Annotated in this window: 21 protein-coding genes and 1 pseudogene; 13 read left to right on the top strand and 9 right to left on the bottom strand. The window is 72.7% G+C overall.

Going from position 1 to position 26,675, the window contains the following annotated elements; all coding sequences use genetic code 11:
* The first annotated feature begins 11 nt into the window (after positions 1 to 11).
* Entirely contained in the window at positions 12 to 896 is an 885-nt protein-coding gene (locus OG510_RS07285) for an SIS domain-containing protein (RefSeq protein WP_406135961.1), read from the top strand.
* Between the two features lie 3 nt (positions 897 to 899).
* On the top strand, positions 900 to 1,757 hold the full coding sequence (locus OG510_RS07280) for a ketose-bisphosphate aldolase (RefSeq protein ID WP_406135960.1): 858 nt from the start codon (positions 900 to 902) through the stop codon (positions 1,755 to 1,757).
* Between the two features lie 277 nt (positions 1,758 to 2,034).
* Here OG510_RS07280 and OG510_RS07275 read toward each other — a convergent pair whose 3' ends face one another.
* Together OG510_RS07275 and OG510_RS07270 are read right to left on the bottom strand one after the other, a co-directional pair.
* Positions 2,035 to 3,525 (bottom strand): hypothetical protein, encoded by a 1,491-nt coding sequence (locus OG510_RS07275; protein WP_406135959.1) that lies wholly within the window; start codon positions 3,523 to 3,525, stop codon positions 2,035 to 2,037.
* A 34-nt stretch (positions 3,526 to 3,559) separates the two neighbouring features.
* A pseudogene (locus OG510_RS07270) lies at positions 3,560 to 3,700 on the bottom strand (VOC family protein); the annotation flags it as partial.
* Positions 3,701 to 3,735: 35 nt separating this feature from the next.
* Between OG510_RS07270 and OG510_RS07265 the strand changes: the two are divergent.
* Together OG510_RS07265 and OG510_RS07260 are read left to right on the top strand one after the other, a co-directional pair.
* On the top strand, positions 3,736 to 4,395 hold the full coding sequence (locus tag OG510_RS07265) for a nucleoside/nucleotide kinase family protein (protein WP_406135958.1): 660 nt from the start codon (positions 3,736 to 3,738) through the stop codon (positions 4,393 to 4,395).
* A 219-nt stretch (positions 4,396 to 4,614) separates the two neighbouring features.
* Positions 4,615 to 5,739, top strand: a complete 1,125-nt coding sequence (locus tag OG510_RS07260; protein WP_406135957.1) for a M24 family metallopeptidase — start codon at positions 4,615 to 4,617, stop codon at positions 5,737 to 5,739.
* Positions 5,740 to 5,835: 96 nt separating this feature from the next.
* On the opposite strand, the gene treZ is transcribed toward OG510_RS07260, so the two are convergent.
* A complete protein-coding gene (treZ, locus tag OG510_RS07255) occupies positions 5,836 to 7,581 on the bottom strand; it encodes a malto-oligosyltrehalose trehalohydrolase (protein WP_406135956.1) in 1,746 nt (581 codons plus the stop codon).
* Between the two features lie 295 nt (positions 7,582 to 7,876).
* On the opposite strand from treZ, the gene OG510_RS07250 reads away from it, so the two are divergent.
* Both OG510_RS07250 and OG510_RS07245 read left to right on the top strand, forming a co-directional pair.
* Positions 7,877 to 9,256 (top strand): GH1 family beta-glucosidase, encoded by a 1,380-nt coding sequence (locus OG510_RS07250; RefSeq protein ID WP_406135954.1) that lies wholly within the window; start codon positions 7,877 to 7,879, stop codon positions 9,254 to 9,256.
* A 14-nt stretch (positions 9,257 to 9,270) separates the two neighbouring features.
* Positions 9,271 to 10,365 carry an alpha-L-fucosidase gene (locus tag OG510_RS07245; protein WP_406135952.1) on the top strand — a complete coding sequence of 365 codons (1,095 nt, stop codon included), beginning with the start codon at positions 9,271 to 9,273 and terminating at the stop codon, positions 10,363 to 10,365.
* 65 nt (positions 10,366 to 10,430) lie between these two features.
* Here the strand turns inward: OG510_RS07245 and OG510_RS07240 are convergent, their stop codons facing one another.
* Positions 10,431 to 11,393, bottom strand: coding sequence for a GNAT family N-acetyltransferase (locus OG510_RS07240; RefSeq protein ID WP_406135951.1), 963 nt, complete (start codon positions 11,391 to 11,393; stop codon positions 10,431 to 10,433).
* Between the two features lie 169 nt (positions 11,394 to 11,562).
* On the opposite strand from OG510_RS07240, the gene OG510_RS07235 reads away from it, so the two are divergent.
* Positions 11,563 to 12,087: a DUF1707 and FHA domain-containing protein gene (locus OG510_RS07235; RefSeq protein WP_406142326.1), complete on the top strand. Its 525-nt coding sequence runs from the start codon at positions 11,563 to 11,565 to the stop codon at positions 12,085 to 12,087.
* 96 nt (positions 12,088 to 12,183) lie between these two features.
* Here the strand turns inward: OG510_RS07235 and treY are convergent, their stop codons facing one another.
* Both treY and glgX read right to left on the bottom strand, forming a co-directional pair.
* Positions 12,184 to 14,523 (bottom strand): malto-oligosyltrehalose synthase, encoded by a 2,340-nt coding sequence (treY, locus tag OG510_RS07230; protein WP_406135950.1) that lies wholly within the window; start codon positions 14,521 to 14,523, stop codon positions 12,184 to 12,186.
* Between the two features lie 49 nt (positions 14,524 to 14,572).
* A complete protein-coding gene (gene glgX, locus OG510_RS07225; protein ID WP_406135948.1) occupies positions 14,573 to 16,735 on the bottom strand; it encodes a glycogen debranching protein GlgX in 2,163 nt (720 codons plus the stop codon).
* Positions 16,736 to 16,953: 218 nt separating this feature from the next.
* Here glgX and OG510_RS07220 point away from each other — a divergent pair, with 218 nt between their 5' ends.
* Both OG510_RS07220 and OG510_RS07215 read left to right on the top strand, forming a co-directional pair.
* Entirely contained in the window at positions 16,954 to 18,186 is a 1,233-nt protein-coding gene (locus OG510_RS07220; RefSeq protein WP_406142325.1) for an SAV2148 family HEPN domain-containing protein, read from the top strand.
* A 171-nt stretch (positions 18,187 to 18,357) separates the two neighbouring features.
* Positions 18,358 to 19,071 (top strand): exonuclease domain-containing protein, encoded by a 714-nt coding sequence (locus tag OG510_RS07215; RefSeq protein ID WP_406135947.1) that lies wholly within the window; start codon positions 18,358 to 18,360, stop codon positions 19,069 to 19,071.
* A 60-nt stretch (positions 19,072 to 19,131) separates the two neighbouring features.
* Here OG510_RS07215 and OG510_RS07210 read toward each other — a convergent pair whose 3' ends face one another.
* A complete protein-coding gene (locus OG510_RS07210) occupies positions 19,132 to 19,923 on the bottom strand; it encodes an IclR family transcriptional regulator (RefSeq protein WP_406135946.1) in 792 nt (263 codons plus the stop codon).
* Positions 19,924 to 20,014: 91 nt separating this feature from the next.
* On the opposite strand from OG510_RS07210, the gene asnB reads away from it, so the two are divergent.
* Positions 20,015 to 21,574, top strand: a complete 1,560-nt coding sequence (gene asnB / locus OG510_RS07205; RefSeq protein WP_406135945.1) for an asparagine synthase (glutamine-hydrolyzing) — start codon at positions 20,015 to 20,017, stop codon at positions 21,572 to 21,574.
* 61 nt (positions 21,575 to 21,635) lie between these two features.
* Here asnB and OG510_RS07200 read toward each other — a convergent pair whose 3' ends face one another.
* Positions 21,636 to 22,487, bottom strand: coding sequence for a phosphotransferase enzyme family protein (locus OG510_RS07200; RefSeq protein ID WP_406135943.1), 852 nt, complete (start codon positions 22,485 to 22,487; stop codon positions 21,636 to 21,638).
* 88 nt (positions 22,488 to 22,575) lie between these two features.
* Here OG510_RS07200 and mgt point away from each other — a divergent pair, with 88 nt between their 5' ends.
* Together mgt and OG510_RS07190 are read left to right on the top strand one after the other, a co-directional pair.
* Positions 22,576 to 23,856: a macrolide-inactivating glycosyltransferase gene (mgt, locus tag OG510_RS07195; RefSeq protein WP_406135942.1), complete on the top strand. Its 1,281-nt coding sequence runs from the start codon at positions 22,576 to 22,578 to the stop codon at positions 23,854 to 23,856.
* Positions 23,857 to 23,893: 37 nt separating this feature from the next.
* Positions 23,894 to 24,442, top strand: coding sequence for a DUF1697 domain-containing protein (locus OG510_RS07190; RefSeq protein WP_406135940.1), 549 nt, complete (start codon positions 23,894 to 23,896; stop codon positions 24,440 to 24,442).
* A gap of 24 nt (positions 24,443 to 24,466) precedes the next feature.
* Here OG510_RS07190 and OG510_RS07185 read toward each other — a convergent pair whose 3' ends face one another.
* Positions 24,467 to 25,267, bottom strand: coding sequence for an ABC transporter ATP-binding protein (locus OG510_RS07185; RefSeq protein WP_406135938.1), 801 nt, complete (start codon positions 25,265 to 25,267; stop codon positions 24,467 to 24,469).
* A gap of 357 nt (positions 25,268 to 25,624) precedes the next feature.
* Between OG510_RS07185 and OG510_RS07180 the strand changes: the two genes are divergently transcribed.
* The gene (locus tag OG510_RS07180; protein WP_406135937.1) at positions 25,625 to 26,650 is read left to right on the top strand and encodes a ketopantoate reductase family protein; all 1,026 of its coding nucleotides are present in this window, start codon (positions 25,625 to 25,627) and stop codon (positions 26,648 to 26,650) included.
* The last annotated feature ends 25 nt before the right edge of the window (positions 26,651 to 26,675 follow it).

Raw genomic sequence — 26,675 nt, 5'->3', positions numbered from 1 at the left:
GGTGGATCAGCATGAGCCATGTCCAGAACGAGCTGGCCAGTCAGCCCGAGTGCTGGGAGCGCGCCGCGGCGCTGGCCGGGAGCCAGGCGGCGGCGCTGCCGGCCGCCGGCGAGCGTGTCGCGATCGTCGGCTGCGGCACCTCGTGGTTCATGGCGCAGGCGGTGGCCGCGCTGCGGGAGGGGGCCGGGCAGGGCGAGACCGATGCGTTCGCCGCGTCCGAGTTCCCCTTCTGCCGCAGCTACGACCGGGTGATCGCGCTCAGCCGCTCGGGCACCACGACCGAAGTGCTCGAACTCCTCGCCAGGGTACGCGGAAAGGCCCGTACGACCGCCATCACCGGTGACCCCAAGACCCCGGTGATGGAGGCCGCCGACGACATCGTCGTCCTCGACTTCGCCGACGAGCAGTCCGTCGTCCAGACCCGGTTCGCGACCACCGCGCTCACCCTGCTCCGCGCCCACCTCGGTCTGCACACGGACTCCGTCGTGGCCGACGTGCGGACCGCGCTCGCCGAGCCGCTGCCCGAAGGTCTCGTCGACTGCTCGCAGTTCACCTTCCTCGGCCGCGGCTGGAGCAACGGTCTGGCGCAGGAGGCCGCGCTGAAGATGCGGGAGGCGTCGCTCTCCTGGACCGAGGCGTACCCGGCCATGGAGTACCGCCACGGCCCGATCAGCATCACCACCGAAGGGACCGCCACCTGGATGTTCGGCGAGACCCCTGAGGGCCTGGAGGAGCAGGTCCGCGCCACCGGCGGCATGTGGGTGGCCGGCGGTCTCGACCCGCTCGCCGAGCTGGTACGGGCGCAGCGCCTCGCCGTCGCCATCGCGGCCGCCCGCGGCCTCGACCCGGACTCGCCGCGCCACCTCACCCGTTCCGTCATCCTCGACGAGGGCTGAGCGATGGCCCTTGCCGAGAGCGGAGCGCTGGTCGCCGGTGCCGCGGCGCGGCGCGGCGCGGTGGCCGCGTTCAACATCATCACGCTGGAGCACGCGGAGGCCGTGATCTCCGGGGCCGAGGCCGCCGGTGCCCCGGTGATCCTGCAGATCAGCGAGAACGCGGTGAAGTACCGGCAGGGCCAGGTGCTTCCGCTGGCCCGCGCCGCCGCGGAACTGGCCGCGGCGGCATCCGTACCGGTCGCCCTCCACCTCGACCATGTGAAAAGCGACGCCCTGCTGCGGCAGGCCGCCGACGCCGGGTTCAGCTCGGTGATGTACGACGCCGCGCACCTGCCGTACGCGGAGAACCTCGCCGCGACCCGGGCCGCGGCCACCTGGGCGCACGCTCAGGGGCTGTGGATCGAGGCCGAGTTGGGCGAGGTCGGCGGCAAGGACGGCGCGCCGCCGCTGGACGCGCACGCGCCGGGTGCGCGGACCCGCCCGGACGAGGCGGCCGCCTATGTGGCCGAGTCCGGGGTGGACGCGCTCGCCGTCGCGGTCGGCAGCTCGCACGCGATGACCTCGCGGACTGCTGTCCTCGACCACGAACTGCTCGGCCGGCTGCGGGACGCGCTCGACGTGCCGCTGGTGCTGCACGGCTCTTCGGGGGTGCCGGACGCCGAACTGTCGGCGGCGGTCACCGGCGGTATCGCCAAGGTCAACATCGGTACGGCGCTGAACATCGCCATGACCGCGGCGATCCGCGAGGTGCTGACGGCCCAGCCCGACGCGGTCGACTCGCGGAAGTACCTCAAGGCCGGCCGGCAGGCGATGGCGGACACGGTCACCGGTCTGGTCAAGCTGGTCGGGGCCACGGCCTGAGGGGGCGGGGGCGGGCGCGGATGGGTGTGCGTCCGCGGATGGGTGCGCGGACGTGTGCGCGTCCGCGGGCCGGCTGCGCGGCTGTCGCGTAGCCGGCGGGCAGTCGGCGGCCAGTAGGCAGTCGCGGCGGGCAGTCGGCGGCGGGCATGGGAGCGTGCCGGCAGTCGGCCGCCGAGTGCGTGCGGTCCGCGCACCGGCCGCGCGCCGCCCTCGTAAGCTGTCTGCCACATGAGCCCGATGTGTCCAGGGCCCAGTGGCGGACGGCGGCGGCGGGCGGCTACTTGAGCCGGGCCACCGCCCACTTCGCCTCCTGGGCCGGCATGCCGAGACTCCGCTGGGCGGACTTGCCCATGCCCGCGTGCAGTTCCCCGGCGACGGCCAGCGACTCCCGGGCGACGGACGCGAGCCCGGCCCCGGCCGCCGCGCGGGCCAGTTCGAAGAACTCGGCGGCCACCATCCGCCCCGGACCCAGCCGCCGCCACCGCCGCTCGGCGCCGTCCGAGTCGAGGAGCTCCGGGACCTGCCGCAGCGTCCGCCAGGCCGCGGGCAGATCGCCGGTGCGCCGCTGGAGCTCGGCGAGCCTGCGGCACGCCATCCCCCGGTCGCGCGCCCCCTCCGCCAGGGCGGCGCAGGCGGACTGGGCGCGCGCCGATTGGCCGAGGTCGCCGAGCGCCTCCAGCTCGACACTCAACACCCGCAGCAGATCGGCCCGTTCAGCTGTGGCGGCCTCCTCGGCCGCGTCCAGGATGCGCAGCAGTGCCACCCGCGCCAGCTCGGTACGGCCCTGCCTCCTGGCCAGCCGTATCCAGGTCAGCTCGGGCTCCCGCGCGGGGTCGTCGCCCAGCTGCGAGACGTCGAGCCCGCGGGCCCACTCCCGTACGGCCCCGGGCCGTTCGGGTATCTCCGGCAGCCCCCACCGGGCGGCCTGCGGCGCGGCGTGGGCGGCGCGCAGCAGCGGCAGATCCTCCGCGTGGCCGTGCAGCGCCACCAGTACGGCAGCGAGGCGCAGCTCATCGCTCGCCCCCGGATCGGCGGTCTCGGCCGCCAGCAGCCTGCGCAGCAGCGGCAGATCGCGGTCCTGCCGGTCGAACTGCGCCGCCCGCAGCACCGTGGCGCGCCGGGCCTTGTCCCCGGCCAGCCGGGGCCACGACGACGGGTCGTCCCGCAGCTGTGCCAGATCCGTCAGACCCGGACTCAGTACGGTCTCCCGCAGGGGCGGGCGCGGATGCGGATCGAGCCGCGCACAGGCCCGGCCGCCCGCCGCTTCGAGCAGCAGATGGTCGGGCTCGGTACGGAGCAGGGCCGTGTGCAGCCGGGTGAACAGCTCGCCGGGGGAGCGGTCGGGAAGGTCCAGCGCCCCGCGCAGCGCGGCCCGCCGGGCGTCGAGATCCGGCAGCGACTTCCGTATCGCCTCGTCCGACGCGGCCACCGCGGCGGCCGGCTGTGTCCCGGCGTCGGCGGGGGACAGATGCAGCAGTCCGGGCCACCCGGGCAGCCCGATCGCCAGCTCCAGCGCCTCGTCCGCGCTCGCGGCGACGAGCCCGGCCGCGCCGTCCGCCGACGCGTACAGCACAGGCCCCCCGCCGCACACGGCATACGTGCCGCCTCTGCCGTCCCCGGCCACCGCCTCCAGCGGCGCGCCCGACGCCAGCCGGACCGCCGGGCCGTGCGCGGCTCCCGCCAGATCGAAACCGAAGGGGCGCGCGGCCGCCTCGGCCAGCTCCGGCCGGTCCCCGAGGAGAGCGATGGCACGTCCGTAAACCGTCATACGGGAAACGTAACAGCCATGTCCGACATGACTCTCACGCCGGTTGCAGCAGGTCCCACCGGTTCCCGTAGAGGTCCTCGAAGACGGCGACCGAACCGTACGGCTCGCGACGCGGCTCCTCCAGGAAGCGGACGCCGGCGGCCCGCATCCGTGCGCGGTCCCCGGCGAAGTACTCGCGCGGGCATGACCCGTACGGAGACAATGACCGCCATGACACCGCAGCACCTCATCGACCGTGCCCGGCTGCTCGCCTCGGCCGGGCAACGGCGGATCCTCGGCATCGCGGGTCCGCCCGGCGCGGGCAAGTCCACCCTCGCCGCCGGGCTCGCCGAAGCGCTCGGGCCGGGCGCCGTCGTGGTCCCGATGGACGGTTTCCACCTCGCTGGGGCCGAGCTGCGCCGTCTCGGGCGCGCCGACCGCAAGGGGGCCCCGGACACGTTCGACGAGGCCGGGTTCGCGGCCCTGCTCGCCCGGCTGCGTACCTCCGGCGGTGACGTCGTGTACGCGCCCGCCTTCGACCGGGCGCTGGAGGAGCCTGTCGCGGGCTCCGTGCCGGTGGGCCCCGAGGTCCCGCTCGTGATCACCGAAGGGAACTATCTGCTGCACTGGCCGCGCGTACGGGCCCTGCTCGACGAGGCGTGGTTCATCGGGCCCGGGAGCCCGGAGAGCCCCGGGAGCGCGGAGAGCCTTGAGGATTCCGCGGACGCCGCCCGGGTCAGCAGGCTCATCGAGCGTCACATCTTGTACGGCAGGAGCCGCGTGGAGGCCGAGCGCTGGGTGCTGCGGTCCGACGAGGCCAACGCCCGGCTCGTCGCGCGCACCAGGGACCGGGCCGATCTGATCGTGCCGTATCCCTATGCCTGTTCCTGAGCGCTGCTGTCCCTGAGCAGTGCTGCCGTTCCTGAGCACCGCCGCTCCCGAGCGCTGCCGTTCCTGAGCACCGCCGCTCCCGAGCGCTGCCGTTCCTGAGCATTGCTGCCTCTGAACACCGGGCCCGGCCCCTGGACACCGGGCCCCCGCGCACCGCGCCCCCCGAGTTCCCGCCCCGGCGCCATCGCATCTCCGTACCGCGCCCGGCAGGATAGGTCCATGTCCACCGAACCCGTACCGTTCACCGCCGACGACTACCGCGCCCGTATGGCCCACGCCGCCCGGAGCGCCGCGGATGCCGGGCTCGCCGGAGTGCTCGTCGCACCCGGCCCCGACCTCGTCCACCTCACCGGCTACCGGCCGACCGCCGCCACCGAGCGGATGACCATGCTGGTCGTCGCGGCAGGCCAGGACCCGGTTCTCGTCGTACCGACACTGGAGGCCGCGGACGCCGAGCACGCCGTCGGCGCCCCCGCGCTCACGCTGCTGGACTGGACGGACGGGAAGGATCCGTACGCCATCACCGCCGGGCTCCTCAGGCCGGACGGCCGGTTCGCGGTCAGCGACAACGGCTGGGCGATGCATCTGCTCGGCCTCCAGCGCGCCCTCCCCGACAGCTCGTACCAGTCGCTGACGGAAGCCCTGCCGATGCTGCGCGCCGTGAAGGACGCGCCCGAGCTGGCCCGCCTCGAAGCGGCGGGCGCCGCGGCCGACGCGGCCTACGAGGAGATCCTCAAGGTCCGTTTCTCCGGGCGCAGGGAGACCGACGTCGCCGCTGATCTCGCCGCGCTGCTGCGGCAGTTCGGGCACTCGCAGGTGGACTTCACCGTCGTCGGCTCCGGGCCCAACGGCGCCAACCCGCACCACGAGGCCGGCGAACGGGTCATCGGGACCGGCGACATGGTCGTCCTCGACTTCGGCGGGCTCAAGGACGGGTACGGCTCGGACACCTCCCGTACCGTCCACGTCGGCGCCCCGGGCGCCGAGGAGCAGCGGGTGCACGACATCGTCCGCGAGGCGCAGGACGCGGGCTGCCGGGCGGTGCGTCCTGGCGTCGCCTGCCAGGAGATCGACCGGGCGGCGCGCGCGGTCATCACCGACGCCGGGTACGGCGAGCGGTTCATCCACCGCACCGGCCACGGTATCGGGGTGACCACCCACGAACCCCCGTACATGATCGAGGGCGAGGAGCAGCCGCTGGTGCCCGGGATGTGCTTCTCGGTGGAGCCGGGCATCTATCTGCCCGGCCGCTTCGGCGTCCGGATCGAGGACATCGTCACCGTCACCGACGACGGCGGCCGGCGGCTCAACACCACCCGCCGGGAGCTGGCCGTCGTCGAGTAGCCGCCCGCCCGCGCCCAGGCCCGCCCGCGCCCGCCCACGGCGCCCGCGGGCCGCACGCCCGCCCACGGCGCCCGCGCGCCACGCGCCCGCGGGTCGTCAGGAGTCCGCCAGGACGACACACGACTCGGGCGGCAGCAGCAGCATCCCGTCGGTACCCGGCGGCCGGACCGGCTCCCAGGAGGCCAGGATCCGGCCGCCGCGTTCGTTCAGCGGGATCCTGGCCGCCCCGGAGCCGAGGTTGACCGCGATCCGCAGATCGCCCCTGCGGAGCGCCAGCCAGCGGGCGTCCTCGTCGTACGCCACCTTGACCGCGGCCAGATCCGGATCGACCAGGTCGGGACAGGTGCGGCGGAGCGCGATCAGCTCGCGGTACCAGGCGAGCAGCCGTGAGTGGTGGCCGCCGTCCAGCTCACCCCAGTTCAGACAGGACCGCTCCCTGGTGGCGGGCGACTGCGGATCCGGGATGTCCGCCTCGGCCCAGCCGTGCTCGGCGAACTCCCGCCGCCGCCCGTTCCGTACGGCCTCCGCCAGATCCGGGTCCGTGTGGTCGGTGAAGAACTGCCACGGCGTGGCCGCCCCCCACTCCTCGCCCATGAACAGCATCGGCACGGCCGGCCCGGTGAGCACCAGGGTCGCCGCGCACGCCAGCAGACCGGGTGACAGGGTCGCCGAGAGCCGGTCGCCGAGCGCCCGGTTGCCGATCTGGTCATGGGTCTGTGCGAAGCCGACGAAACGGTGCGCGGGCGTCGACGTACGGTGCACGGGCCGCCCGTGGGTACGGCCGCGGAACGTCGAGTACGTACCGTCGTGGAAGAAGACCCGGGTGAGTGTCTTGGCCACGGCGGCCAGCGGCGCACGGGCGAAATCCGCGTAGTACCCCTGGGACTCGCCGGTCAGCGCGGTGTGCAGGGCGTGGTGGAAGTCGTCGTTCCACTGGGCGTGCACCCCCAGACCGCCCGCGTCCCGCGGGGTCGTGGTCCGTGGGTCGCAGAGGTCGGACTCGGCGATCAGGAAGAGCGGCCGCCCGAGACCGGCCGAGAGCGCGTCGGTGGCCGCGGACAGCTCCTCGATGAAAGTCAGCGCCCGGTTGTCGGCGAGCGCGTGGACCGCGTCGAGACGCAGCCCGTCGATCCGGTAGTCGCGCAGCCAGGCCAGCGCGCTGCCCAGCAGATATGCCCGGACCTCGTCGGAGCCCGGCGCGTCCAGGTTCACCGCCGAACCCCACGGGGTGTGGTGGGTGTCGGTGAAGTACGGACCGTAGGAGGGCAGGTGATTGCCCGACGGGCCGAGGTGGTTGTGGACCACGTCGAGCACCACCCCGAGACCCTGCTCGTGCGCCGCGTCGACGAACCGCTTCAGCCCGTCGGGGCCGCCGTACGGTTCGTGCACCGCCCACAGCGAGACCCCCTCGTACCCCCAGCCGTGCCGGCCGGGGAAGGGACAGACCGGCATCAGCTCCACATGGGTGATGCCCAGCGCCGCCAGATGGCCGAGGCGCTCCGCCGCCGCGTCGAAGGTGCCTTCGGGGGTGTACGTGCCGATGTGCAGCTCGTACAGCACGGCGCCCGGCAGCGGCAGACCGGGCCACTCCTGGCGCCACCGGTAGGTGTCGTGGGCGACCACGGCGCTCAGCCCGTCGGGCCCCGCGGGCTGGCGGCGCGAGCGCGGGTCGGGCAGCACGGGACCGCCGTCCAGCCGGAAGCCGTAGCGGTCACCGTCCGCCGCGTCCGCGGTGACGGCCCACCAGCCGTCCCGCAGCGGGTCGCGCTCCATGGCCAGTTCGCGCCCGGCCAGCTCCAGCGTGACGTCGCTCTTCTCCGGTGCCCACACATCGAACAGCACAGCATCCCCCTAGGGCCTGTCGTCAGAGTGCCGCCTGCCGCGCGACGCCTGGCACGCACGATCGCGGCGTTGCCGAAATGCCCTAGTAGCTCCGCTACGAGAACATTCCGGCGCCTTGCGATCGCACGCACCAGACGCCGCGCGGCCGCCCTTCGGGCAACGACGGCACTTTGACGACAGGCCCTGGGCCACTTGTTTGGATCATGTCGTCGCGACCGCCATCAGCCGGCAGGCTCTCATCTTGACAAGATCAGGGGCTGGAGCGAGCGCACTCGGGCCATTAGGGTCGCGATCCATGAGGATTCCCCCACTGCCCGCCTTCCCGCCCGGCTTCCTGTGGGGCGCGTCCGCCTCCGCCTTCCAGACCGAGGGCGCGGCGGGCACCGACGGCAAGGGCCCGTCCGGCTGGGACGACTTCGCCGCCCGGCCCGGCCGGATCAAGGACGGCGCCGACGGCTCACTCGGCACCGGCTTCTACGAGCGCTACCGCGAGGACGTGGCGCTGCTCGCCGGGCTCGGCGCCGGGGCCTTCCGCTTCTCGGTCAGCTGGCCGCGCGTCGTCCCTGACGGCTCGGGCGCCCTCAACCCGGCCGGCCTCGACTTCTACGACCGGCTCGTCGACGAGCTGTGCGCCCGGGGCATCACCCCCGCGCCGACCCTCTACCACTGGGACACCCCGCTCGCGCTCGAACAGGCCGGCGGCTGGCTCAACCGCGACACCGCGTACCGCTTCGCCGAGTACGCGGGCGCCGTCGCCGAGCGCCTCGCCGACCGGGTCCCGATGTGGATCACCATCAACGAACCGGCCGAGGTGACACTCCTCGGTTACGCCCTGGGCGAGCACGCCCCCGGCAAGAAGCTGCTCTTCGACGCGCTGCCCGCCGCCCACCACCAGCTGCTCGCGCACGGCCTCGCCGTCGGGTCGCTGCGCGCGGCCGGGGCGTCGGACATCGGGATCGCCGTCTCGCACACCCCGGTCTGGACGGCGGGCGAGAGCGACGAGGACCGGTTCGGGGCCGGGCTCTACGACACGGTCTCCAACTGGCTGTTCGCCGACCCGCTGCTCACCGGCGCCTACCCGGACGAGAACTTCGCCGCCCTGATGCCGGGCCCGGTCGCCGACGACCTGGAGATCATCTCGGCGCCGCTCGACTGGTACGGGGTCAACTACTACAACCCGACGCTCGTCGGGGCCCCGGCCCCGCAGGCACTCGACACCTTCGCCGGGTTCGGCATACCGCCCGAACTCCCCTTCGGGATCAGGGAGATCGACGGATACGACCGCACCGACTTCGGCTGGCCCGTGGTCCCCGACGGGCTGCGCGACATGCTGATCCAGCTGGAGAGCCGCTACGGCGACCGCCTCCCGCCGCTCTACATCACCGAGAACGGCTGCAGCTACGACGGCCTGCGGGACTCCCGCAGGATCGACTTCATCGACGGCCATCTGCGCGCCCTGCACACCGCCATGGCCGAGGGGGTCGACGTCCGCGGCTACTTCACCTGGTCGCTCACCGACAACTTCGAGTGGATCGAGGGGAACGCCCAGCGGTTCGGCCTGGTCCATGTGGACTACGAGACGATGCGGCGTACGCCCAAGGACTCCTACCGGTGGTACCGCGAGGTGATCCGCAGTTCACAGGCCGGACGCCCTTACGAACACCACCCGGAATGATCAATACTTCAACCATGGTCGCTCCGTGGTGGCAACAGGCTCAACTGGGGATCTTCGTGCACTGGACGCCCGCGTCCGTGCCGGGGTGGGCCCCGCCGTACGACGCCGCCGGGCGCGCACACCTCGGCTGGACCTCGTACGGCGAGTGGTACGAGAACTCCCTGCGCTTCCCCGGCAGCCCGGTGTCCGCCCACCACAGGGAGACCTACGGCAGCCGCCCTTACACGGCGTTCGGCGGTGACTTCGCCGACGCGCTGGGCGGCTGGGACCCGGCGGACTGGGCGCGCCGCTTTCGCGCGGCCGGGGCCCGTTACGTGGTCCTCGTCGCCAAGCACCACGACGGCTACTGCCTCTGGCCGTCCGATGTGCGCAACCCGCACCGCCCCGGCTGGCACACCCCGCGCGACGTCGTCGGTGAGTTCGCCGAAGCGGTCAGGGCCGAAGGGCTGCGCTTCGGCGTCTACTACTCGGGCGGACTCGACTGGACGTTCCAGCCGCGCCCCATCGCGACCGCCGCCGACACCGTCGCCGCCGTCCCGCGCGGCGCCTACCCGGCGTACGCGGACGCCCAGCTGCGCGAGCTGATCAGGCGCTACCACCCGGACATCCTCTGGAACGACATCGCCTGGCCGGCCGGGCGCGCGGGGATCAGGAGCCTGGTGGAGTACTACCGGTTCACCGTTCCGCACGGCGTCGTCAACGACCGGCTCTACCCGTACACCCCGCTGTGGCGGGCGCTGCGGCTGCCCGGTATGCGGGCGGCGTACAACAGCTGGGAGCGCCGCACGGTCGTCAGCGACGAGGGCTTCGTCCCCAAGAAGCCGCCGTACTACGACTTCAGGACCCCGGAGTACTCCCGCTACACCGGCCCCGACCCCTTCGAGATCACCCGCGGCATCGACCACAGCTTCGGCTACAACCGGAACTCGGGCGGCGACTCCTTCATCGGCCGTGACGCGCTCGCCGAGCTGCTCGGCACGGTCCGGTCCGACGGCGGGAACCTGCTGCTCAACGTCGGCCCGCGCGGCGAGGACGCCACCATCCCGCCCGAGCAGCAGCGCCGCCTGGACTGGCTCGGCGAGGCGGCCGGGATCGGCTCCACGGCGTAGGCGGCGCACTCCCGCACCCGCCAGTCCGACACCCGTCGGTCCCGCACCCGTCAGTCCCACACCCGTCAGTCCCACACCATGTTGACCGCACGCTCGAAGTTCACATAGCCGGCCCGCTCGAAGGCCCGCGCCATCGGGACGTTGCCGACGTCCGTCGACGCACGGATACGCGGTACGCCCTCGGCGGCGAGGATCCGGGTCCCCTCGGCGAGGATCTCGTCGATGTAGCCGTGCCCCCGGTGGCCGGGCAGCACCCCGATGTACGCGATGATCGCGTGGTAGTTGTTGCGCGCGGGGAGCACGAATCCGACCGGATCGCCGTCCGGCAGCTCCGCGATCCGCCACCACGCGCCCGGGCTCCGGTACTGCGTCAGCTCCTCGTCGTACTGCTCATCGGCCACCACACGCGGACTCAGCCCGGACTCCAGCGAGGCCCTGCTGTGCGCGTCGAGCGTCCCGTCGAGCACATCGGCCATCAGCGAGACGAGCTCCTCCCGGTCACGCACCGCGCGGAACACCAGCCGGCCGCCGGGCTCAGGCACCGCGGCCGTCCCCGGGGTCCACTCCAGCCGCAGCCGCTCGACCAGCAGCCGCGCCCCGGTCCGCCCGACCGCCCGCATCCGCGCCTCGACCGCGTCGCGGGCCACCGGGTCCGTACGCCAGTCCGGCGGGATGTACCGGCCGTACTCGGGTCGCTCCGCCCCGGCGGGGAAGAGCCGCGCCATCGCTGTCTCCAGCAGCCGCAGCCCGGTCTCGCCGCGTTCCGGTTCGGGCAGGGTGTCGTCCAGATCGAAGAAGTCGAGGGTGAGCGGGGCGGCCCCGGCCGTCTGGGCCCACCAGGCGGCACGCGCCATTACGCGGTCGCCGCGCAGCGCCACCCACATCCACTCGGGGCGGCGCAGCCCGGCCGCGAGGTCGTCGGCGAGTTCATGGTCGAGGACATACGGCAGTGTACGGAAGAGGCTGAGCTCGTCCGGCCCGGTCAGGGGGCGGATCACCAACTCGTGGGCGGGCGGTGGCTGGGTCAATTCGGCTCCTGGGCAGGGGCGATGTCCGCAGACCGTAACAATCGGTGTCCGTCCTGGTCACATGGATATCGGAAACCCGGGGCCGCCTGGACACCTCGATCGGGTCCGGCCGACAATCGACCCTGTGACGTCCTCTTCAGACTCCCCGGCGCCCGCCCACGAGCAGCACATGGCCCCTGCCCGGCTGTCCGACGCCGAGCGGGACCGGGTGCTCGCCGTACTCAAGGAGGGCGCGGTCCAGGGCAAGCTCTCCCACGACACCTTCATGCGCCGGATGGAACTGGCCCTGGCCGCGCGCGGATCCGGTGAACTGTCCGCTCTCACCGCGGACCTGGAGAGCGGGACCGGCTGGTCGCAGCGGCTGCTGGGCGCGGTGGGCCAGGTGTCCGCCTTCCCCGGCCGGATGCGCAGGGCCTGGGCGGCCGAACGGCTGCCGAAACTGCTGCTGCCCGCGCCCGGCCCGTACCCGCTGCGCATCGGCCGCGACCCGGTCAACGGCCTGCGGCTGAACCACGAGACGGTGTCACGGATGCATGCCGAGCTCGGGGTGCGGGCCGGGGTGTGGATCCTGCGGGACCTCGGCTCGGCCAACGGCACGACGGTCAACGGCCGCCGGGTCACCGGAGCGGTCGCGGTCCGGGACGGCGACTCGGTCAGCTTCGGCCGGATGCACTTCAGGCTCGCCGCCCAGTGAGAGCTGCGAGACCTGCGAACCCCGCCGGCCCTGCCTGCCCCACGAGACTCGCTGTCGCCCCTGGGCGTGCTGAACCGCCGTGCTGCGAGCGGCGGTTCACCCCGCCCCCGACGCCACGACCCGCTTGAGCAGTGCCACCGGCCGTACCGCGAACAGTTCGCTCAGCGCGACCCGGCCGGTGAACTCCCGTTCCGGGGACAGCAGATCGAGCCACACCCCTGCAGGCAGCGGCAGCTCCGTGCCGCGCCAGCCGCCCGCCTCCTCGAGCCGCAGGGACAGCCGGGTCACCGCGGTGACTGCCTCGCCCGAGCGGCAGAAGGCCAGACAGTGCGCGGCCGCCGGGCCGTCGGCCGCCAGCGGGGTGTACGTACCCGACTCGCCGAAGACCTCCGGGCAGTCCCGGCGCAGCAGCAGCGCCGTGGTCGTCAGCGCCAGCTTCTCGTCCGAGGGGTCGACGGGCACCGGCGGTCTGCGGTTGTCCGGGTCGACCAGCGCGATGTACGTGCCCTCCGTGCCCTGGTAGACGTCCGGCACGCCGGGCATCGTGAGGTGGACCAGCGCGGCGCCGAGCGCGTTGGCCCGTACGTACGGGCCGAGCTCCCGGGCGAACGCGGCGACCGCCGACTGCGCGGGACCCGCAGGCCCCGCCGCCGTGAAGTCCTCCACGGCCTGCTCGTACACCTCGTCCTGCTCGGTCCAGCTGGTGTGCAGCCCCGCCTCGCGCACCGACTTCAGCAGTGCGGGGCCGAGCCGGTCCCGGTCCGGCAGCCCGAAGCCGAACGCGGTCTGCCAGGCCACCCAGGCCAGCTGCGGGTCGGGTGCCGGTGTGGGCAGCCGGGCCAGCAGCGCGGCCCACCGCTCGGGGCACTCGGTGAGGACCGCGATCCGGGCCCGTACGTCCGCGCTGCGCTTGGTGTCGTGCGTGGTCAGCACTGTTCCGCCGGCCGGCCAGTCGCGTGCCGTCCGCGCGCAGAACGCGTGGAAACGCTCCGGGCTCACCGCGGGCGCCCCCGGGTCGCCGCCCACCTCGCCCGCCGACACCAGCGGCGCGTACCGGTAGAACGCGGTGTCCTCCACGGACTTGGCGCGCAGCGCCGACGCGGTCTGCGCGAACCGCGCGCAGAAGGCGGTGCGGTCGGGGCCGCCGCCCAGCCTGCCGAGCGCCAGATCCCGTACGACACCGACGGCCGCCGACTCCTCCGGCACGGTGAACGACGCGACGGCCTGCTGTACCGCTTCCGCGTCCAGCGTGGCCTCCGCCGCGTCCGGGGTGGGCCCGCCGGCGGTCACATACGGCCGGTAGACGGGCATCCGTACCAGCAGCTCGCGCAGCGCGGCGCGCAGCGCCCACGGTGCGTGGTCGCGCAGCGCGGGGTCGGCCGCGCAGATCCGCTCGGCCGTGCGGACCAGGAACGTGGTCTCGGCCGCCAGCTCATGGGTGATGACCTTGTACGCCGCCCGGCGGAGGGTCGGCTCCCAGTAACCGCCGCGGTCGCCCGGGGGCCCCGCCCGGTCCCGGTAGCGGCGGGCCAGTTCGTCGGCGCCGGCCGGGTCGGTGAACAGGCCGTCGATCCGGTGCAGCGCGTCGTACCCGGTGGTCCCCGCGACCGCCCAGTCGGCGGGCAGCCGCTCGTCGCCGGTGAGGATCTTCTCCACCACGGTCCAGCGGCCGCCCGTCGCCTCGCCGAGCCGCCGCAGATAGGCGCCCGGTTCGGCGAGCCCGTCCGGGTGGTCGACGCGCAGCCCCTCGATGACGCCGTCGTCCATCAGCTCCAGGATCTTGCCGTGGGTGGCGTCGAAGACCGCCGGGTCCTCGACGCGCACCCCGATCAGGTCCGAGATGGTGAAGAAGCGCCGGTAGTTGAGCTCGGTGCGGGCCAGCCGCCACCAGGCCGGCCGGTACCACTGGGCGTCGAGCAGCTCCGGCAGCGGCAGCCGCTCCGTGCCCTCGCGCAGCGGGAACGTGTGGTCGTAATAGCGCAGCACGTCCCCGTCGACCCGCAGCCGCTCCAGTTCGTCGCCCAGCGGGTGGCCGAGCACGGGCAGAAGCACCTTGCCGCCGCCCGACTCCCAGTCGATGTCGAACCAGCGGGCGTACGGCGAGCCCGGCCCCTCGCGCAGCACCTCCCACAGCTGCCGGTTGTACCGGGGGACCGCCGCCATGTGGTTCGGCACGATGTCCACCACGAGTCCGAGCCCGTGCGTGCGCGCGGTGTGCGCCAGCGCGCGGAGCCCGTCCTCGCCGCCCAGCTCGTCGCGGATCCGGGAGTGGTCCACGACGTCATAGCCGTGGGTGGAGCCGGGGACCGCCTCCAGCACCGGCGACAGATGGAGGTGCGAGACACCGAGTGCCGCCAGATACGGCACCGCTGCCTCGGCGGCCGGGAACGGGAACTCCGGCTGGATCTGCAGCCGGTACGTCGCAGTGGGCGTCATGGGAACCTACGTACCCCGTTTCGCCGGCTCCCTGTCACCCCGCCGCTCGTCAGGCCGGCCGTTTCAGCACGGTCAGGCTCCGTCCGATCAGCGCGAGCCGGTCGCCGGCGTCCACCTTCGGGCCCGGCCCCGGCGGCACCCCGTCCTCGTGTGCGGTGTCCACGACGACCTCCCACTGCCTGCCGTGGTTCACCGGCACCAGGAACTCGATCTCCTCCGCGCTCGCGTTGAACATCAGCAGGAACGAGTCGTCGGCGATGTGCTCGCCGCGCGTCCCGGGCTCCGAGATGGCGTTCCCGTTCAGGAAGACCGACAGGGCCTTGGCGTGCGCCGCCTGCCAGTCGCGCTGGACCATCTCCTCGCCCTCGGGGGTGAACCAGGCGATGTCGGAGAGGTCGTCGTGGGTGCCCTCCACCGGGCGGCCGTGGAAGAAGCGCCGCCGCCGGAAGACCGGATGCTCACGGCGCAGCGCCACCATCGCACGGGTGAAGGCCAGCAGGGTGCTGCTCCCGCCGGAGCCGCCCCGGCTGCCGGAGCCGGTCTCGGCCGCACCGGCCCCTTCCGGGTCGGGCCAGTGCACCCAGGCCAGCTCGCTGTCCTGGCAGTACGCGTTGTTGTTGCCGTGCTGGGTACGGCCGAACTCGTCGCCGTGGCTCAGCATCGGGACGCCCTGCGACAGCAGCAGCGTGGCCATGAAGTTCCGCATCTGGCGGTCCCTCAGCTCCAGTACGCCCTGGTCGTCGGTCTCCCCTTCGGCGCCGCAGTTCCAGGACCGGTTGTGGCTCTCGCCGTCCCTGTTGCTCTCGCCGTTCGCCTCGTTGTGCTTGTCGTTGTACGCCACCAGGTCGTGCAGCGTGAAGCCGTCGTGGCAGGTGGTGAAGTTGATCGAGGCCAGCGGGCGCCGCCCGTCGTCCTGGTACAGGTCCGACGAGCCGGTCAGCCGCCCGGCGAACTCCGCCAGCGTGCGCGGCTCGCCCCGCCACAGGTCCCGGACGGTGTCGCGGTACTTGCCGTTCCACTCCGTCCACAGCGGCGGGAAGTTCCCCACCTGGTAGCCGCCCTCGCCCACGTCCCACGGCTCGGCGATCAGCTTCACCTGGGAGACCACCGGGTCCTGCTGTACCAGGTCGAAGAAGGACGACAGCCGGTCCACCTCGTGGAACTGGCGGGCCAGGGTCGCCGCCAGGTCGAAGCGGAAACCGTCGATGTGCATCTCGGTGACCCAGTAACGCAGCGAGTCCATGATCAGCTGGAGGACGTGCGGGGAGCGCATCAGCAGGCTGTTGCCGGTGCCCGTGGTGTCCATGTAGTAGCGCGGATCGTCCGTCAGCCGGTAGTAGGACGCGTTGTCCAGGCCCCGGAAGGAGAGCGTCGGACCCAGGTGGTTGCCCTCGGCCGTGTGGTTGTAGACCACGTCGAGGATGACCTCGATACCGGCCTCGTGCAGCGCCCGTACCGCCTGTTTGAATTCGAGCACCTGTTCACCGCGGTCGCCCCAGGAGGCGTACGCGTTGTGCGGGGCGAAGAACCCGATGGTGTTGTAGCCCCAGTAGTTCGAGAGCCCGCTGTCCGCCAGCCGGTGGTCGTTGACGAACTGGTGAACGGGCATCAGCTCCAGCGCCGTCACCCCGAGCCCGGTCAGATGCTCGATGACGGCCGGATGGGCCAGCGCCGCGTACGTCCCGCGCATCTCGTCGGGGAGCGCCGGATGGAGCATCGTCAGGCCCTTCACATGGGCCTCGTAGAGCACCGTCTCGTGGTACGGGGTGCGCGGCAGCCGGTCGTCCCCCCAGTCGAAGTAGGGGTTGACCACCACCGAGGTCATGGTGTGCGGGGCGGAGTCCAGGTCGTTGCGCGAGTTCGGCCGGCCGAAGTGGTAGCCGTACACGGACTCGTCCCATTTGACCTCACCGCTCACCGCCTTGGCGTACGGGTCGAGGAGAAGCTTCGCCGAGTTGCAGCGCTGCCCGCTCTCGGGTGCGTACGGGCCGTGCACCCGGAACCCGTACCGCTGGCCAGGCATGATGCCGGGCAGATAGGCATGGCGGACGAACGCGTCCGTCTCCCTCAGCTCCACCGCCGTCTCTGAGCCGTCGTCGTGCAGCAGGCACAACTCGATTCGGTCGGCGGCCTCCGAAAAGACCGCGAAATTGGTCCCGGCGCCGTCGTACGTGGCGCCGAGCGGGTATGTCTGTCCCGGCCAGACCTGCATGGGCACGACTCTTCCACATCAGGCGCCGAGTCTCGCGTGTCAGCGCGTCCTCGCCACGAACCACTATGAATCCCCTCACTCGGCCCCCTGCGGTCGCGGAGAACGGTCACCACGAATAGGGGAGTTGGGAAATCAGCCTGTGCATCCGGCTGCACCGGCTCCCGCGCGCGGAGTACCCTTCCTTGATCGTTGCAGGGGCGGTGAAAGGCGGTACGCGGGTGGGCTCGGGAGGGCTGGAGCTGCCCCCAGGTGACCCGGGTCACGACGGGGGCTCCACAGGGGTCCCACCCGGGGCGGTCTCCCTGGCGAGGCCCATGGAGATCGGGGCGGAACTCGACTGGGACGCCGGTGCGTGGAACGAGGTGCGCACCCGCGCACAGCGGGCCGGGCGCGCCTACATCTGGCTGAACCTGGTCGAGCAGCGGCTCCGCGCCGTGGTGGCCGCCGTGCTGCGCCCCATCTACGAACCGGTGCACGCCGACGACTGGGTGGTCGCGGCGGCGGGCCCGGCCGGCCAGGAGTGGGTGCAGCGCGCCGTGGCCGTACGGGAGGTCTCGCGCCGCAAGGGCTATCTGCTGGACCCGGCCGACGACAACGTCCTGAGCTTCCTCACCCTGCCGCAGCTGCGTGAGCTGATGGTCCAGCACTGGCCGTGCTTCGAGCCGTACTACGACGACCGGCGCGACGTGGAACTGGCCCTGGACGAGCTGGAGGTCACCCGCAATGTGGTCTCCCGCAACCGGGCGCTCTCGGAGGCGGTGCTGGCCCAGGCGGAACGGGCCTCGTCCCGCCTGCTGAACATCCTGGGCGCGGGGTCGGGCGCGCCGTCCGCCGACCGGCTCCCGGTGGACGCGGTCGAGGACCTGGTGGGCGACCGGTACGCGGACGTCATCGGGGTCCACCCGGACCGCGTCCGGCTCCAGCGGCAGATCCCGGCCGAGGATCTGTTCGGCGGGGCGCGCAGACTCGATGCGATAGGGATAGGGCTGAACCTCCTCGTCCAGAACTTCTCCGGCCGCAGGCTGGTCAGGCTGGCCGAGTCGGGGTGCCGGGTCCGGCTGCTCTTCCTCAACCCCGCCAGCAGCGCGGTCAAGCGGCGCGAGCGGGAACTCGGGCTGAAGAAGGGCGAACTGAGCCGCTCGGTGGAGACGAACATCCTGCACATGCGCCGGGTGCGGTCCAGGCTCCGGGATCCCGGGGCCTTCGAGATCCATGTGTTCGACGAGACACCGCGCTTCATGGCCTGTCTGGTCGACGGCGACGGCTCGGACGGTCTCGCGGTCGTCCAGTCGTATCTGCGCCGGGCACGCGGGATGGAGGCGCCGGTCCTGGTGCTGCGGGGCGGCGGGCGCGCGGTGGTCAGGCACGGACAGGACTCCGAGCACGGCCTCTTCGAGACATACCGGGACGAGTTCGAGTCCGTGTGGGGTGACTCGCGGCCGGTGTCCTGACCTGCCGTCGCTCCCGTCGCTCCCGCAGCTCTCGCCGGTGCGCGGCCCGGCGTCGCCGACGGCGAGCGTGTCCTGTCCGGTGGACAGGCGGACCGGGTGGCCCGACGCGTTGTCAGTGGCGCGTGCGAGGGTGGTCACCACTTGGGGGACGTACCACGAAGGAGGGCCGCCATGAGCTGGCACCGGGGACCACTGGTCGGCTTCGACCTGGAGACGACGGGCACCGACGTCGAGACCGACCGCATCGTCACGGCGGCCGTCGTGCGGCTGGACGCGGACGGGGGAGTCCAGGAGCAGCGCACCTGGCTGATCGACCCCGGAGTGGTGATACCCGAGCAGGCGGCGGCGATCCACGGCATCTCGACGGACCACGCCCGCACGCACGGCGCCCCGGCGGCCGCCGCCGTGGAGGAGGTCGCACAGACGGTCGCCGATGTGCTGCGCTCGGGGGTGCCGCTGGTGGTGATGAACGCGCGGTACGACCTGTCGCTGCTGGACCGCGAGTGCCGGCGCCACGGGGCGGCGTCCGTCAGTGAGCGGCTCGGCACGGTGCCTTCGCCCGTCGTCGACCCGCTGGTGATCGACAAACACGTCGACAAGTACCGCAGGGGCAAGCGCGCCCTGCACGCGCTCTGCGCCTTCTACGGGGTGACGCTCGATGACGCGCACGACGCGAGCGCGGACGCGGTGGCCGCCGCCCGGGTGGTGCGCCGCATGGGGGAGATGCACCAGCCCGTCGGGGCGATGCCGCTGGCTGATCTGCAGGGCCTCCAGGTGCGTGCGGCGGCCGAGCAGTCGGCCTCGCTGCAGGCGTATCTGCGCCGCACCGCGGACCCGGCGGCGGTCGTCGAGGCGGCCTGGCCGGTGATCCCGCGGAGGGGATGAGACGCGACTCGTACCGGGTAAGTCCGCCGGGGTCGCGATGCGTTGATTCCCGGCTGATCCTCAGTCACCGGTGCCGTGCCGGGCAGGAGATGGCCGCGCCCCGTCGAGCAGGGACGAGAGCTGGTGTGCCGCGGCGGTCACCGCCTCCACGACCGGGGGCAGCGCCTCCGGCGGGAGCCGGAACACCGGCGCGGAGACATTGACCGCGGCGATGACGTCGCCCCGGTGGTCGTGCACGGGGACGGCGACCGCGATCAGGCCCGGCTCCGACTCCTCGACAGCCACCGCGTAACCCCGCTCCCGCTCGGCGCGCAGGCGTGCGAGGACGGCCGGTACGTCCCGGGGTGCCGCGTCCGTGCCCGGAAGCCGGGCGGCACCGTCGGTGGTCAGGAGCGCCCCGACCTGTTCGTCGGGCAGCCCGAACAGCAGCGCGCGGCCGGCGGAGGTGCAGTTCAGCGGGGACGTACGGCCGGCCCACTCGTGCGCCTGGAGCGCGCGCGAGGTGCGCTCCGTCAGTACGGTCATCGCGCCGTGCCCGGAGAGCACCGTCAGATACGCGGGCTCGCCGACCCGGTGCACCAGTTCCCGCAGCACGGGCGGGGCCTCGCGGCGCAGCCGGTCCTCGCCGGCCGATGTGGCGAGCGCGAGCACCTGCCAGCCGATGCGGTAGCGCAGGCTGCGCGGGTCCCGCTCGACGAATCCCTCCTGGGCCAGCACCTTCAGGGTCCGGGACACCTGTGTCTTCTCGCGGCCCACCGCACCGGACACCTCCTGGACGCCCATGGGGCCCTGCCCGAGGGCGCGCAGCACGTCCAGCGCGCGGTGCACACTGCTCAGGTTCTCGCTCGTCATGCCACGACAGTACAGGCGGTACGAGGCCGGCCGTGCGTATGGAGCAACTCGCATTGTTCTTCACGCACGGGGCCGCTCTATGGTCGATGGCATGTGCGGAATCGCGGCGATATACAGCCATGCAGGACATATCGACACCGAATGCGCCGACGCGGCAGCGGAGAAGATGCTCGACCGGCTGGCCCACCGGGGCCCCGACGACAGCGGAACCCGCACGGTCGGCCGCCACACCTGGCTCGGCCACCGCAGACTGTCCATCGTCGACATCGACGGCGGACACCAGCCACTCGGCGGTGCCTGCGGCAATGAAGACGGGTCAGGTGACGACTGGTCACTCGTGTGCAACGGCGAGATCTACAACCATCAGGCGCTGCGCGAAGAGCTGCCCGCCGCCTTCGGTTCCTCCTCCGACTCCGAGGCCGCCCTGGCCCTCCTGCGTACCGAGGGCCCGCAGGGGCTGCACCGGCTCCGCGGTATGTGGGCGCTGTGCGCGGCCACGCCCGCGGGCCGCTTCGTCGCCGCCCGGGACGCCGTCGGGATCAAGCCGCTCTACTGGGCGCGTACGGACACCGCCGTGCACTTCGCCTCCGAACTGCGCGCCTTCGACCCCGCGGTCCAGCCGTGCGCCGAGATCTTCCCGCCCGGCTGCTGGTGGACACCGGAGGACGGCCTGCACCGCTTCGCCCGCGCGGTCCCCGCGCACAGCGCCCGGCAGGACTGGGACGGGGTGCCGAGCGAGGTCGCGGAGAAGGCCACCTTCGAATCCGTCTCCGACTCCGTCCGCCGGCATCTGATGGCCGACGTCGAGGTCGGGGTGTTCCTCTCCGGCGGGCTCGACTCCAGCCTCGTCGCCGCTGTCGCAGCCGACGTCTATGCCCGGCAGGGCCGACGGCTGAAGACGTTCGCCGTCGGCACCGGGGACTCCCCCGACCTCCTCGCGGCGCGGGAGGCCGCCGCGTTCCTGGGCACCGAGCACCACGAGGCGCTCCTCGACGCCGGTGCGGCGCGCACGGTGCTCGACGACGTGGTCGTCTGTGTGGAGTCCTTCGACGCCAGCCTCATCCGCAGCGCCGTCCCCAACTGGTTCCTGGCCGAACTGGCCTCACGGCACGTCAAGGCGGTCCTCACCGGCGAGGGCGCGGACGAGCTGTTCGCCGGTTACGGCTACTACCACGAGCAGCACGGCGCCCCCGCGGACCTGGACACCGAACTGCGACGCACCGTGGGCGCGTTGCACGGCCTCAACCTCCAGCGCTGCGACCGCGTCACCATGGCCCACGGCCTGGAGGCCCGCGTCCCCTTCCTCGACCACGACGTCATGGCGCACGCCATGTCCCTGCCCGCGCATCTGAAGGCGCTGGAGGAGGACGGCATGGAGAAGGGGCATCTGCGCCGCGCCTTCGCCGGCCGGCTGCCGGACCACCTGCTGTGGCGCCGCAAGGAGCAGTTCGGCACGGGCAGCGGCGCGCAGAGTCTGCTCGCTCCGCTGTGGGACAGCCGCATCACGGAAGCGGAGTTCGCCGCGGCCGTGGCCCGGGACGGCATGCCGGAGCTGCGCAGCAAGGAGGAGCTCGGTTACTACCGCATCTTCCGCGGCGCCCTGCCCGGTGTCCGCCCCGACGCCGTCCTCACCCGCTTCGCGACGGTGTGACGGCGGCGCCCCGGGTGCGACCAGTCCTGGAACGTCGGCGGCGCCCCGGGCGTAACCACCCCTAGAACGGATACCAGCGGACCCCGGCGTCGTTCTCCCGCAGTGAGGCCACCCTGCGGCGGAACTCGTCGAGCGCCCGCGGGTTGGCCGGAGCGTGCTGGGCGACCCAGGCGCAGCTCGCCGTTTCCCGGGCGCCGCGCAGGACCGCGCAGCCCTCCCATTCGCGGACGTCCCAGCCGTACGTGCCGACGAACGAGTCGTACGCCTGCGGGGCGAGCCCGTAACGGTCGCGGGACAGGGCCATGACGACCAGGTCGTGTTCCCGCAGGTCCGACGAGAACGTCTCCAGGTCGACCAGGACGGGCCCTTCGGGGGCGATATGGACGTTGCGGGGGAGCGCGTCGCCGTGGATCGGGCCCGGGGGCAGCCGGGGTGTCAGCGCGGCCGCGGCCGAGGCGAAGCCGTCGCGGCGCTCGCGGAGATAGTCCGCGTCCGCCGGGTCGATGGCGTCCCCCGCGAGCCGCAGCCAGCGTTCGACCCCGCCCAGCAGTTCACGCCGGGGGAGCGTGAAGTCCGGCGCGGGCAGCGCGTGGACGGAGCGCAGCAGCGCCGCGAGGTCCGCGGGCCCGGCCGGGCGGACCGCTTCCGGCAGCCGGTGCCAGAGGGTGACCGGGTGGCCGTCGACCAGCCGGGGCGCCGGCTCGGCCGCGCGCACCGCGGGGACGCCCGCGTCCGCGAGCCAGCCCGCCACGGACAGTTCGCGTTCCGCCCGCTCCAGCAGCTCCGGGGCCCGGCCCACCTTGATGACGAGCCCGCCGTCAGCGAAGACCGCGTTCTCGCCCAGCGCCAGCAGCTCCGCGTCCTTCGCCAGACCGGCCGTCCGCAGGATGTCCCGCGCCGTTGCCTCGTCCATGTGGTGTCTCCCGCTCTCGTTCGGAACGGGCCAAGTTTCGCATCCACGCAAGGGGGCCCGTCATCCGGCGGGGCCCGTCGTCCGAGGGATGGCCGTACTTCGCCGAAATAAGTTGCACGAGACGTGTCGTCTCGCCTACCGTTACGGCATGACCTCACCGAAGCCCGCCCATATCGCCATGTTCTCCATCGCGGCCGCCGGGCATGTGAACCCGAGCCTGGAAGTGATCAGGGAACTCGTCGCCCGCGGCCACCGCGTCACGTACGCGATCCCGGAGTCGTTCGCCGGGAAGGTCGCGGAGACCGGCGCCGAGCCCGTTGTCTACACATCGACACTGCCCACCGACGACGACCCCGAGGCATGGGGCACCGAGGTGATCGACAACATCGAGCCGTTCCTCCGCGACGCCATCGCCGCCCTGCCGCAGCTCATCGAGGCCCACGAAGGACCGGACGGGGCGGGCGTACCCGATCTGATCGTGCACGACATCACCTCCTACCCGGCGATCGTGCTCTCCCGCCGCTGGAACATCCCCGATGTCTCGCTCTCCCCGAACCTGGTGGCCTGGCAGGGGTACGAGGAGGAGGTCAGTGAGCCGATGACCGCGCAGCTCATGGCGACCGAGCGGGGCCGGGCCTACTACGCCCGCTTCCACGCCTGGCTGCGGGAGAACGGCATCGACGAGCACCCCGACCCGTTCGTCGGCCGCCCCCGCCGCAGCATCGTCCTCATCCCGCGCGCGATGCAGCCCCACAGCGACCGCGTGGACGGGACCAGATACACCTTCGTCGGCGCCTGCCAGGGTGACCGCAAGGACCAGGGGGAGTGGCAGCGTCCCGCGGGCGCCGAGAAGGTGCTGCTCGTCTCGCTCGGCTCGACCTTCACCAAGCAGCCCGGCTTCTACCGTGAGTGCATCGCGGCCTTCGGCGACCTGCCCGGCTGGCATGTGGTGCTCCAGATCGGCAAGTACGTCGACACGTCCGAACTGGGCCGGGTCCCGGACAACTTCGACGTCGTGCGCTGGGTGCCGCAGCTGTCCGTGCTCCGGCAGGCGGACGCCTTCATCACCCACGCGGGCGCGGGCGGCAGCCAGGAGGGGCTGGCCACGGCGACGCCGATGGTCGCGGTCCCGCAGGCCGTGGACCAGTTCGCGAACGCCGACATGCTCCAGTCCCTCGGCGTGGCCCGGCACGTACCGATGGCCGACGCCACCGCCGCGACGCTGCGCGAAGCCGTACTGGCCATGGCGGACGACCCGGAGGTGGCCCGGCGGCTCGCGGACATCGGTGCCGAAATGGCCGGGGAAGGAGGCACCCGGCGCGCGGCCGACCTCATCGAGGCCGAACTGGCCGCGCCGCCCCGCCCGTAGCCGCCCGGCTGTCCGACCCCCCGTCTATGTTCGTCCCATGACGACCAGATACGCGGTACTGCTGCGCGGGATCAACGTGGGCGGCGCCAGGAAGGTCCCGATGGCGGACCTCAGGGAGCTGCTCACCGGACTCGGCCACGGCGACGTCGGTACGTACCTCAACAGCGGCAACGCCGTCTTCAGCAGCGAAACGGCCGGCGAGGACGGACTGGCGGCCGCGGTGGAGGAGGCCATCGCGCACCGCTTCGGCTTCTCGGTGGACTGCCTCGTCCGCAGCGGCGCCTATCTGCGGGCCGTGGCCGACGGATGCCCGTTCCCGGCGGCGGAGCTCCAGGGCAAGCAGCTGCACGTCACCTTCTTCTCCGGCCCGGTGGGGCCCGAGCGGTTCGCCGCCCTCGACCAGCGGGCCTATCTGCCCGAGGAGTTCAGGCTCGGCGACCGGGTGCTGTATCTGTACGCCCCGGACGGGCTCGGCCGCTCCAAGCTCGCCGAGGCACTGAACAGGCCCGCCGTGAACAAGGACATCACCGGCACCTCCCGCAACTGGAACACCGTGCTCAAGCTGGCGGAGCTGACTGCGGGCTGACCGCAGAGCCCGGCCCGCGGTCAGTCAGTGCCGGGCGGCCCGCTCCGAACGGGCCGCCCACCGGCCGTCCGTGCGGGTGATCCGCACCGGATGGTCGAAGCACTTGCTGACCTGATCCGTGGTGAGCACATCGTCCGCAGGACCCGAGCCCAGGCACGCGCCGTCGCGCAGCAGCATCGCGTGCGTCGTGGACGCGGGCAGCTCCTCCAGATGGTGGGTGACCAGGATCGTCGCCAGCTCCGGGTGCTCGGCGCGCAGCTCGTCCAGGCTGGTCAGCAGCTGCTCTCGGGCGGCCAGGTCGAGACCGGTGGCCGGTTCGTCGAGCAGGACGAGACGGGGGCTCGGCATCAGCGCACGCGCGATCAGGGTCCGCCCGCGCTCACCCTGCGAGAGCGTCGGCCAGCGCGACTCGGCCTTCTCGCCGCCCATGCCCAGCATGGTGAGCAGCCGGTCGGCCCGCTTGAGCTGCTCCTGGGTCGGCGACCAGCGGGGCACCGGCTCGATGGAGTTGGTGAGCCCGGTCAGCACGACATCGCGGACCCGCAGCGGCGAGTGCAGCGGATGGCGCGGATTGATATGCCCCAGATGGGAACGCAGCTCCCGCAGATCCACCCGGCCGAGCGTCCGCCCGAGGATCTCCACCGTCCCCCGGGTGGGGTGCGTCACCGCGCCCAGCAGCCCGAGCAGGGTGGACTTGCCCGCGCCGTTGGCGCCGAGCAGAGCCCAGTGCTCCCCGCTGTGCACGGTCAGCGAGACCGAGTCGAGCAGCAGGTTCCCGTCCCGTACGAAGTCGACGTCGTCCGCACGGATCACGACGGTGCTCACAGGTCGTTCAGCTCCTTCATCCTTTTTCTCGGTCGGGCGCAGCCCGCGACCGGGGTGAGAACCGATGGGCCTCGCCGGGCGGTGCGCCGCAGGGACAGCGGGAACCGGGGCAGAGAGGCGGGTCCGCGCGTCTCGCGCACCGTCCGTATGTCCGCCCGGATGCCCGCCGGCGCGCGGTCGGCGGGAGGGAGGCGGTTCTGCACCGAGGCGGTCCCGGTCAGGGAGAGCGCCTGTTCGAGCTGGTCGGCGGTAATCGTGTCCGGACCGATGTACCGGATCCTACCTTCCTGCCGGGGACCGCCCGGAAGGTGTCATGGATCATGGCCCCGCACCGTCAGGCTGTGCCAGAGTCCCGGTATGCGCTACATCATCATCGGGGCCGGTGCCGTGGGCGGCACCATCGGCGGGCTGCTGTCCGAGAGCGGCAGCGAAGTGGTCCTGGTGGCCCGCGGCGCGCACTACGCGGCCCTGCGGGACGGCGGACTGCGGATCGCGACCCCCGATGGCTCCCGCACTCTCGCCCTGCCGGTCGCCGACGGGCCCGAAGCGGTGGAACTGCGCCCCGACGACGTCCTGGTCCTGACGGTGAAGACGCAGGACAGTGTCGCGGCGCTCGACGCGTGGGGCCCGCGCCCGGTGTCCGGCACCGGCGCGACCGCCGCCGAGGTGCTTCCGCTGGTCTGCGCGCAGAACGGCGTGGAGAGCGAACGCCTCGCGCTGCGCCGCTTCCGCCAGGTGTACGGCATGTGCGTCTGGCTGCCCGCGACCTTCCTGGAACCGGGCTCCGTGGCCGCCGCCGGTTCACCGCTCACCGGCATACTGCACATCGGCCGCTGCCCCTCGGGCACGGACAGCACCGCCCGGCAGATCTCGGCGGATCTGGAGAAGGCCCCGTTCGAGGCGCCGGTCGTCGCGGACGTGATGCGCTGGAAGTACGCCAAACTCCTCTCGAACCTGGTCAATTCACTCCAGGCGGCCTGTGGTCTCTACGGCACCGACCCGGCGGCGGACACCATCATGGAGCAGCTCCTGGGGCAGGCGGAGGCCGAGGGGCGCGCCGTCTACGCGGCAGCCGGGATCGAGGCCGCGAGCGCCGAGGAGCAGCGGCGGACCCGCGGCGACAAGATCACCCTGCTGCCGGTCACCGGGCAGCCGCGCGGTGGCGGTTCCTCGTGGCAGAGCCTCAGCCGGGGCACCGGCACGATCGAGGCCGACTATCTGAACGGTGAGATCGCCCTGCTCGGACGGGAGTACGGCGTGCCGACCCCGGTGAACGCCGTACTCCAGCGGGTGGCCAACGCCTTCGCCCGCGAGCACCGGCCCGCCGGCTCCATGCCCGCCGCCGAGCTGGCCGCCCTGGTGGCCGACGAAACCCGGCACTGAGGGGGGCCGCCCCCGACTTCCGGGG

Source organism: Streptomyces sp. NBC_01089 (assembly GCF_045162975.1).
Taxonomy (GTDB): Bacteria; Actinomycetota; Actinomycetes; order Streptomycetales; family Streptomycetaceae; genus Streptomyces.
Note: the sequence above shows the minus strand (reverse complement) of the source record. Positions and strands in the feature narration are given on the sequence as shown.

What these genes read in the sequence shown, in the direction of transcription:
- OG510_RS07285 (WP_406135961.1), top strand. Translation starts at nt 12, where the DNA reads ATGAGCCATGTCCAGAACGAGCTGGCCAGTCAGCCCGAGTGCTGGGAG.
- OG510_RS07280 (WP_406135960.1), top strand. Translation starts at nt 900, where the DNA reads ATGGCCCTTGCCGAGAGCGGAGCGCTGGTCGCCGGTGCCGCGGCGCGG.
- OG510_RS07275 (WP_406135959.1), bottom strand. Translation starts at nt 3,525, where the DNA reads ATGACGGTTTACGGACGTGCCATCGCTCTCCTCGGGGACCGGCCGGAG.
- OG510_RS07265 (WP_406135958.1), top strand. Translation starts at nt 3,736, where the DNA reads ATGACACCGCAGCACCTCATCGACCGTGCCCGGCTGCTCGCCTCGGCC.
- OG510_RS07260 (WP_406135957.1), top strand. Translation starts at nt 4,615, where the DNA reads ATGTCCACCGAACCCGTACCGTTCACCGCCGACGACTACCGCGCCCGT.
- OG510_RS07250 (WP_406135954.1), top strand. Translation starts at nt 7,877, where the DNA reads ATGAGGATTCCCCCACTGCCCGCCTTCCCGCCCGGCTTCCTGTGGGGC.
- OG510_RS07245 (WP_406135952.1), top strand. Translation starts at nt 9,271, where the DNA reads ATGGTCGCTCCGTGGTGGCAACAGGCTCAACTGGGGATCTTCGTGCAC.
- OG510_RS07235 (WP_406142326.1), top strand. Translation starts at nt 11,563, where the DNA reads ATGGCCCCTGCCCGGCTGTCCGACGCCGAGCGGGACCGGGTGCTCGCC.
- treY (WP_406135950.1), bottom strand. Translation starts at nt 14,523, where the DNA reads ATGACGCCCACTGCGACGTACCGGCTGCAGATCCAGCCGGAGTTCCCG.
- glgX (WP_406135948.1), bottom strand. Translation starts at nt 16,735, where the DNA reads ATGCAGGTCTGGCCGGGACAGACATACCCGCTCGGCGCCACGTACGAC.
- OG510_RS07215 (WP_406135947.1), top strand. Translation starts at nt 18,358, where the DNA reads ATGAGCTGGCACCGGGGACCACTGGTCGGCTTCGACCTGGAGACGACG.
- OG510_RS07210 (WP_406135946.1), bottom strand. Translation starts at nt 19,923, where the DNA reads ATGACGAGCGAGAACCTGAGCAGTGTGCACCGCGCGCTGGACGTGCTG.
- asnB (WP_406135945.1), top strand. Translation starts at nt 20,015, where the DNA reads ATGTGCGGAATCGCGGCGATATACAGCCATGCAGGACATATCGACACC.
- OG510_RS07200 (WP_406135943.1), bottom strand. Translation starts at nt 22,487, where the DNA reads ATGGACGAGGCAACGGCGCGGGACATCCTGCGGACGGCCGGTCTGGCG.
- mgt (WP_406135942.1), top strand. Translation starts at nt 22,576, where the DNA reads ATGGCCGTACTTCGCCGAAATAAGTTGCACGAGACGTGTCGTCTCGCC.
- OG510_RS07190 (WP_406135940.1), top strand. Translation starts at nt 23,894, where the DNA reads ATGACGACCAGATACGCGGTACTGCTGCGCGGGATCAACGTGGGCGGC.
- OG510_RS07180 (WP_406135937.1), top strand. Translation starts at nt 25,625, where the DNA reads ATGCGCTACATCATCATCGGGGCCGGTGCCGTGGGCGGCACCATCGGC.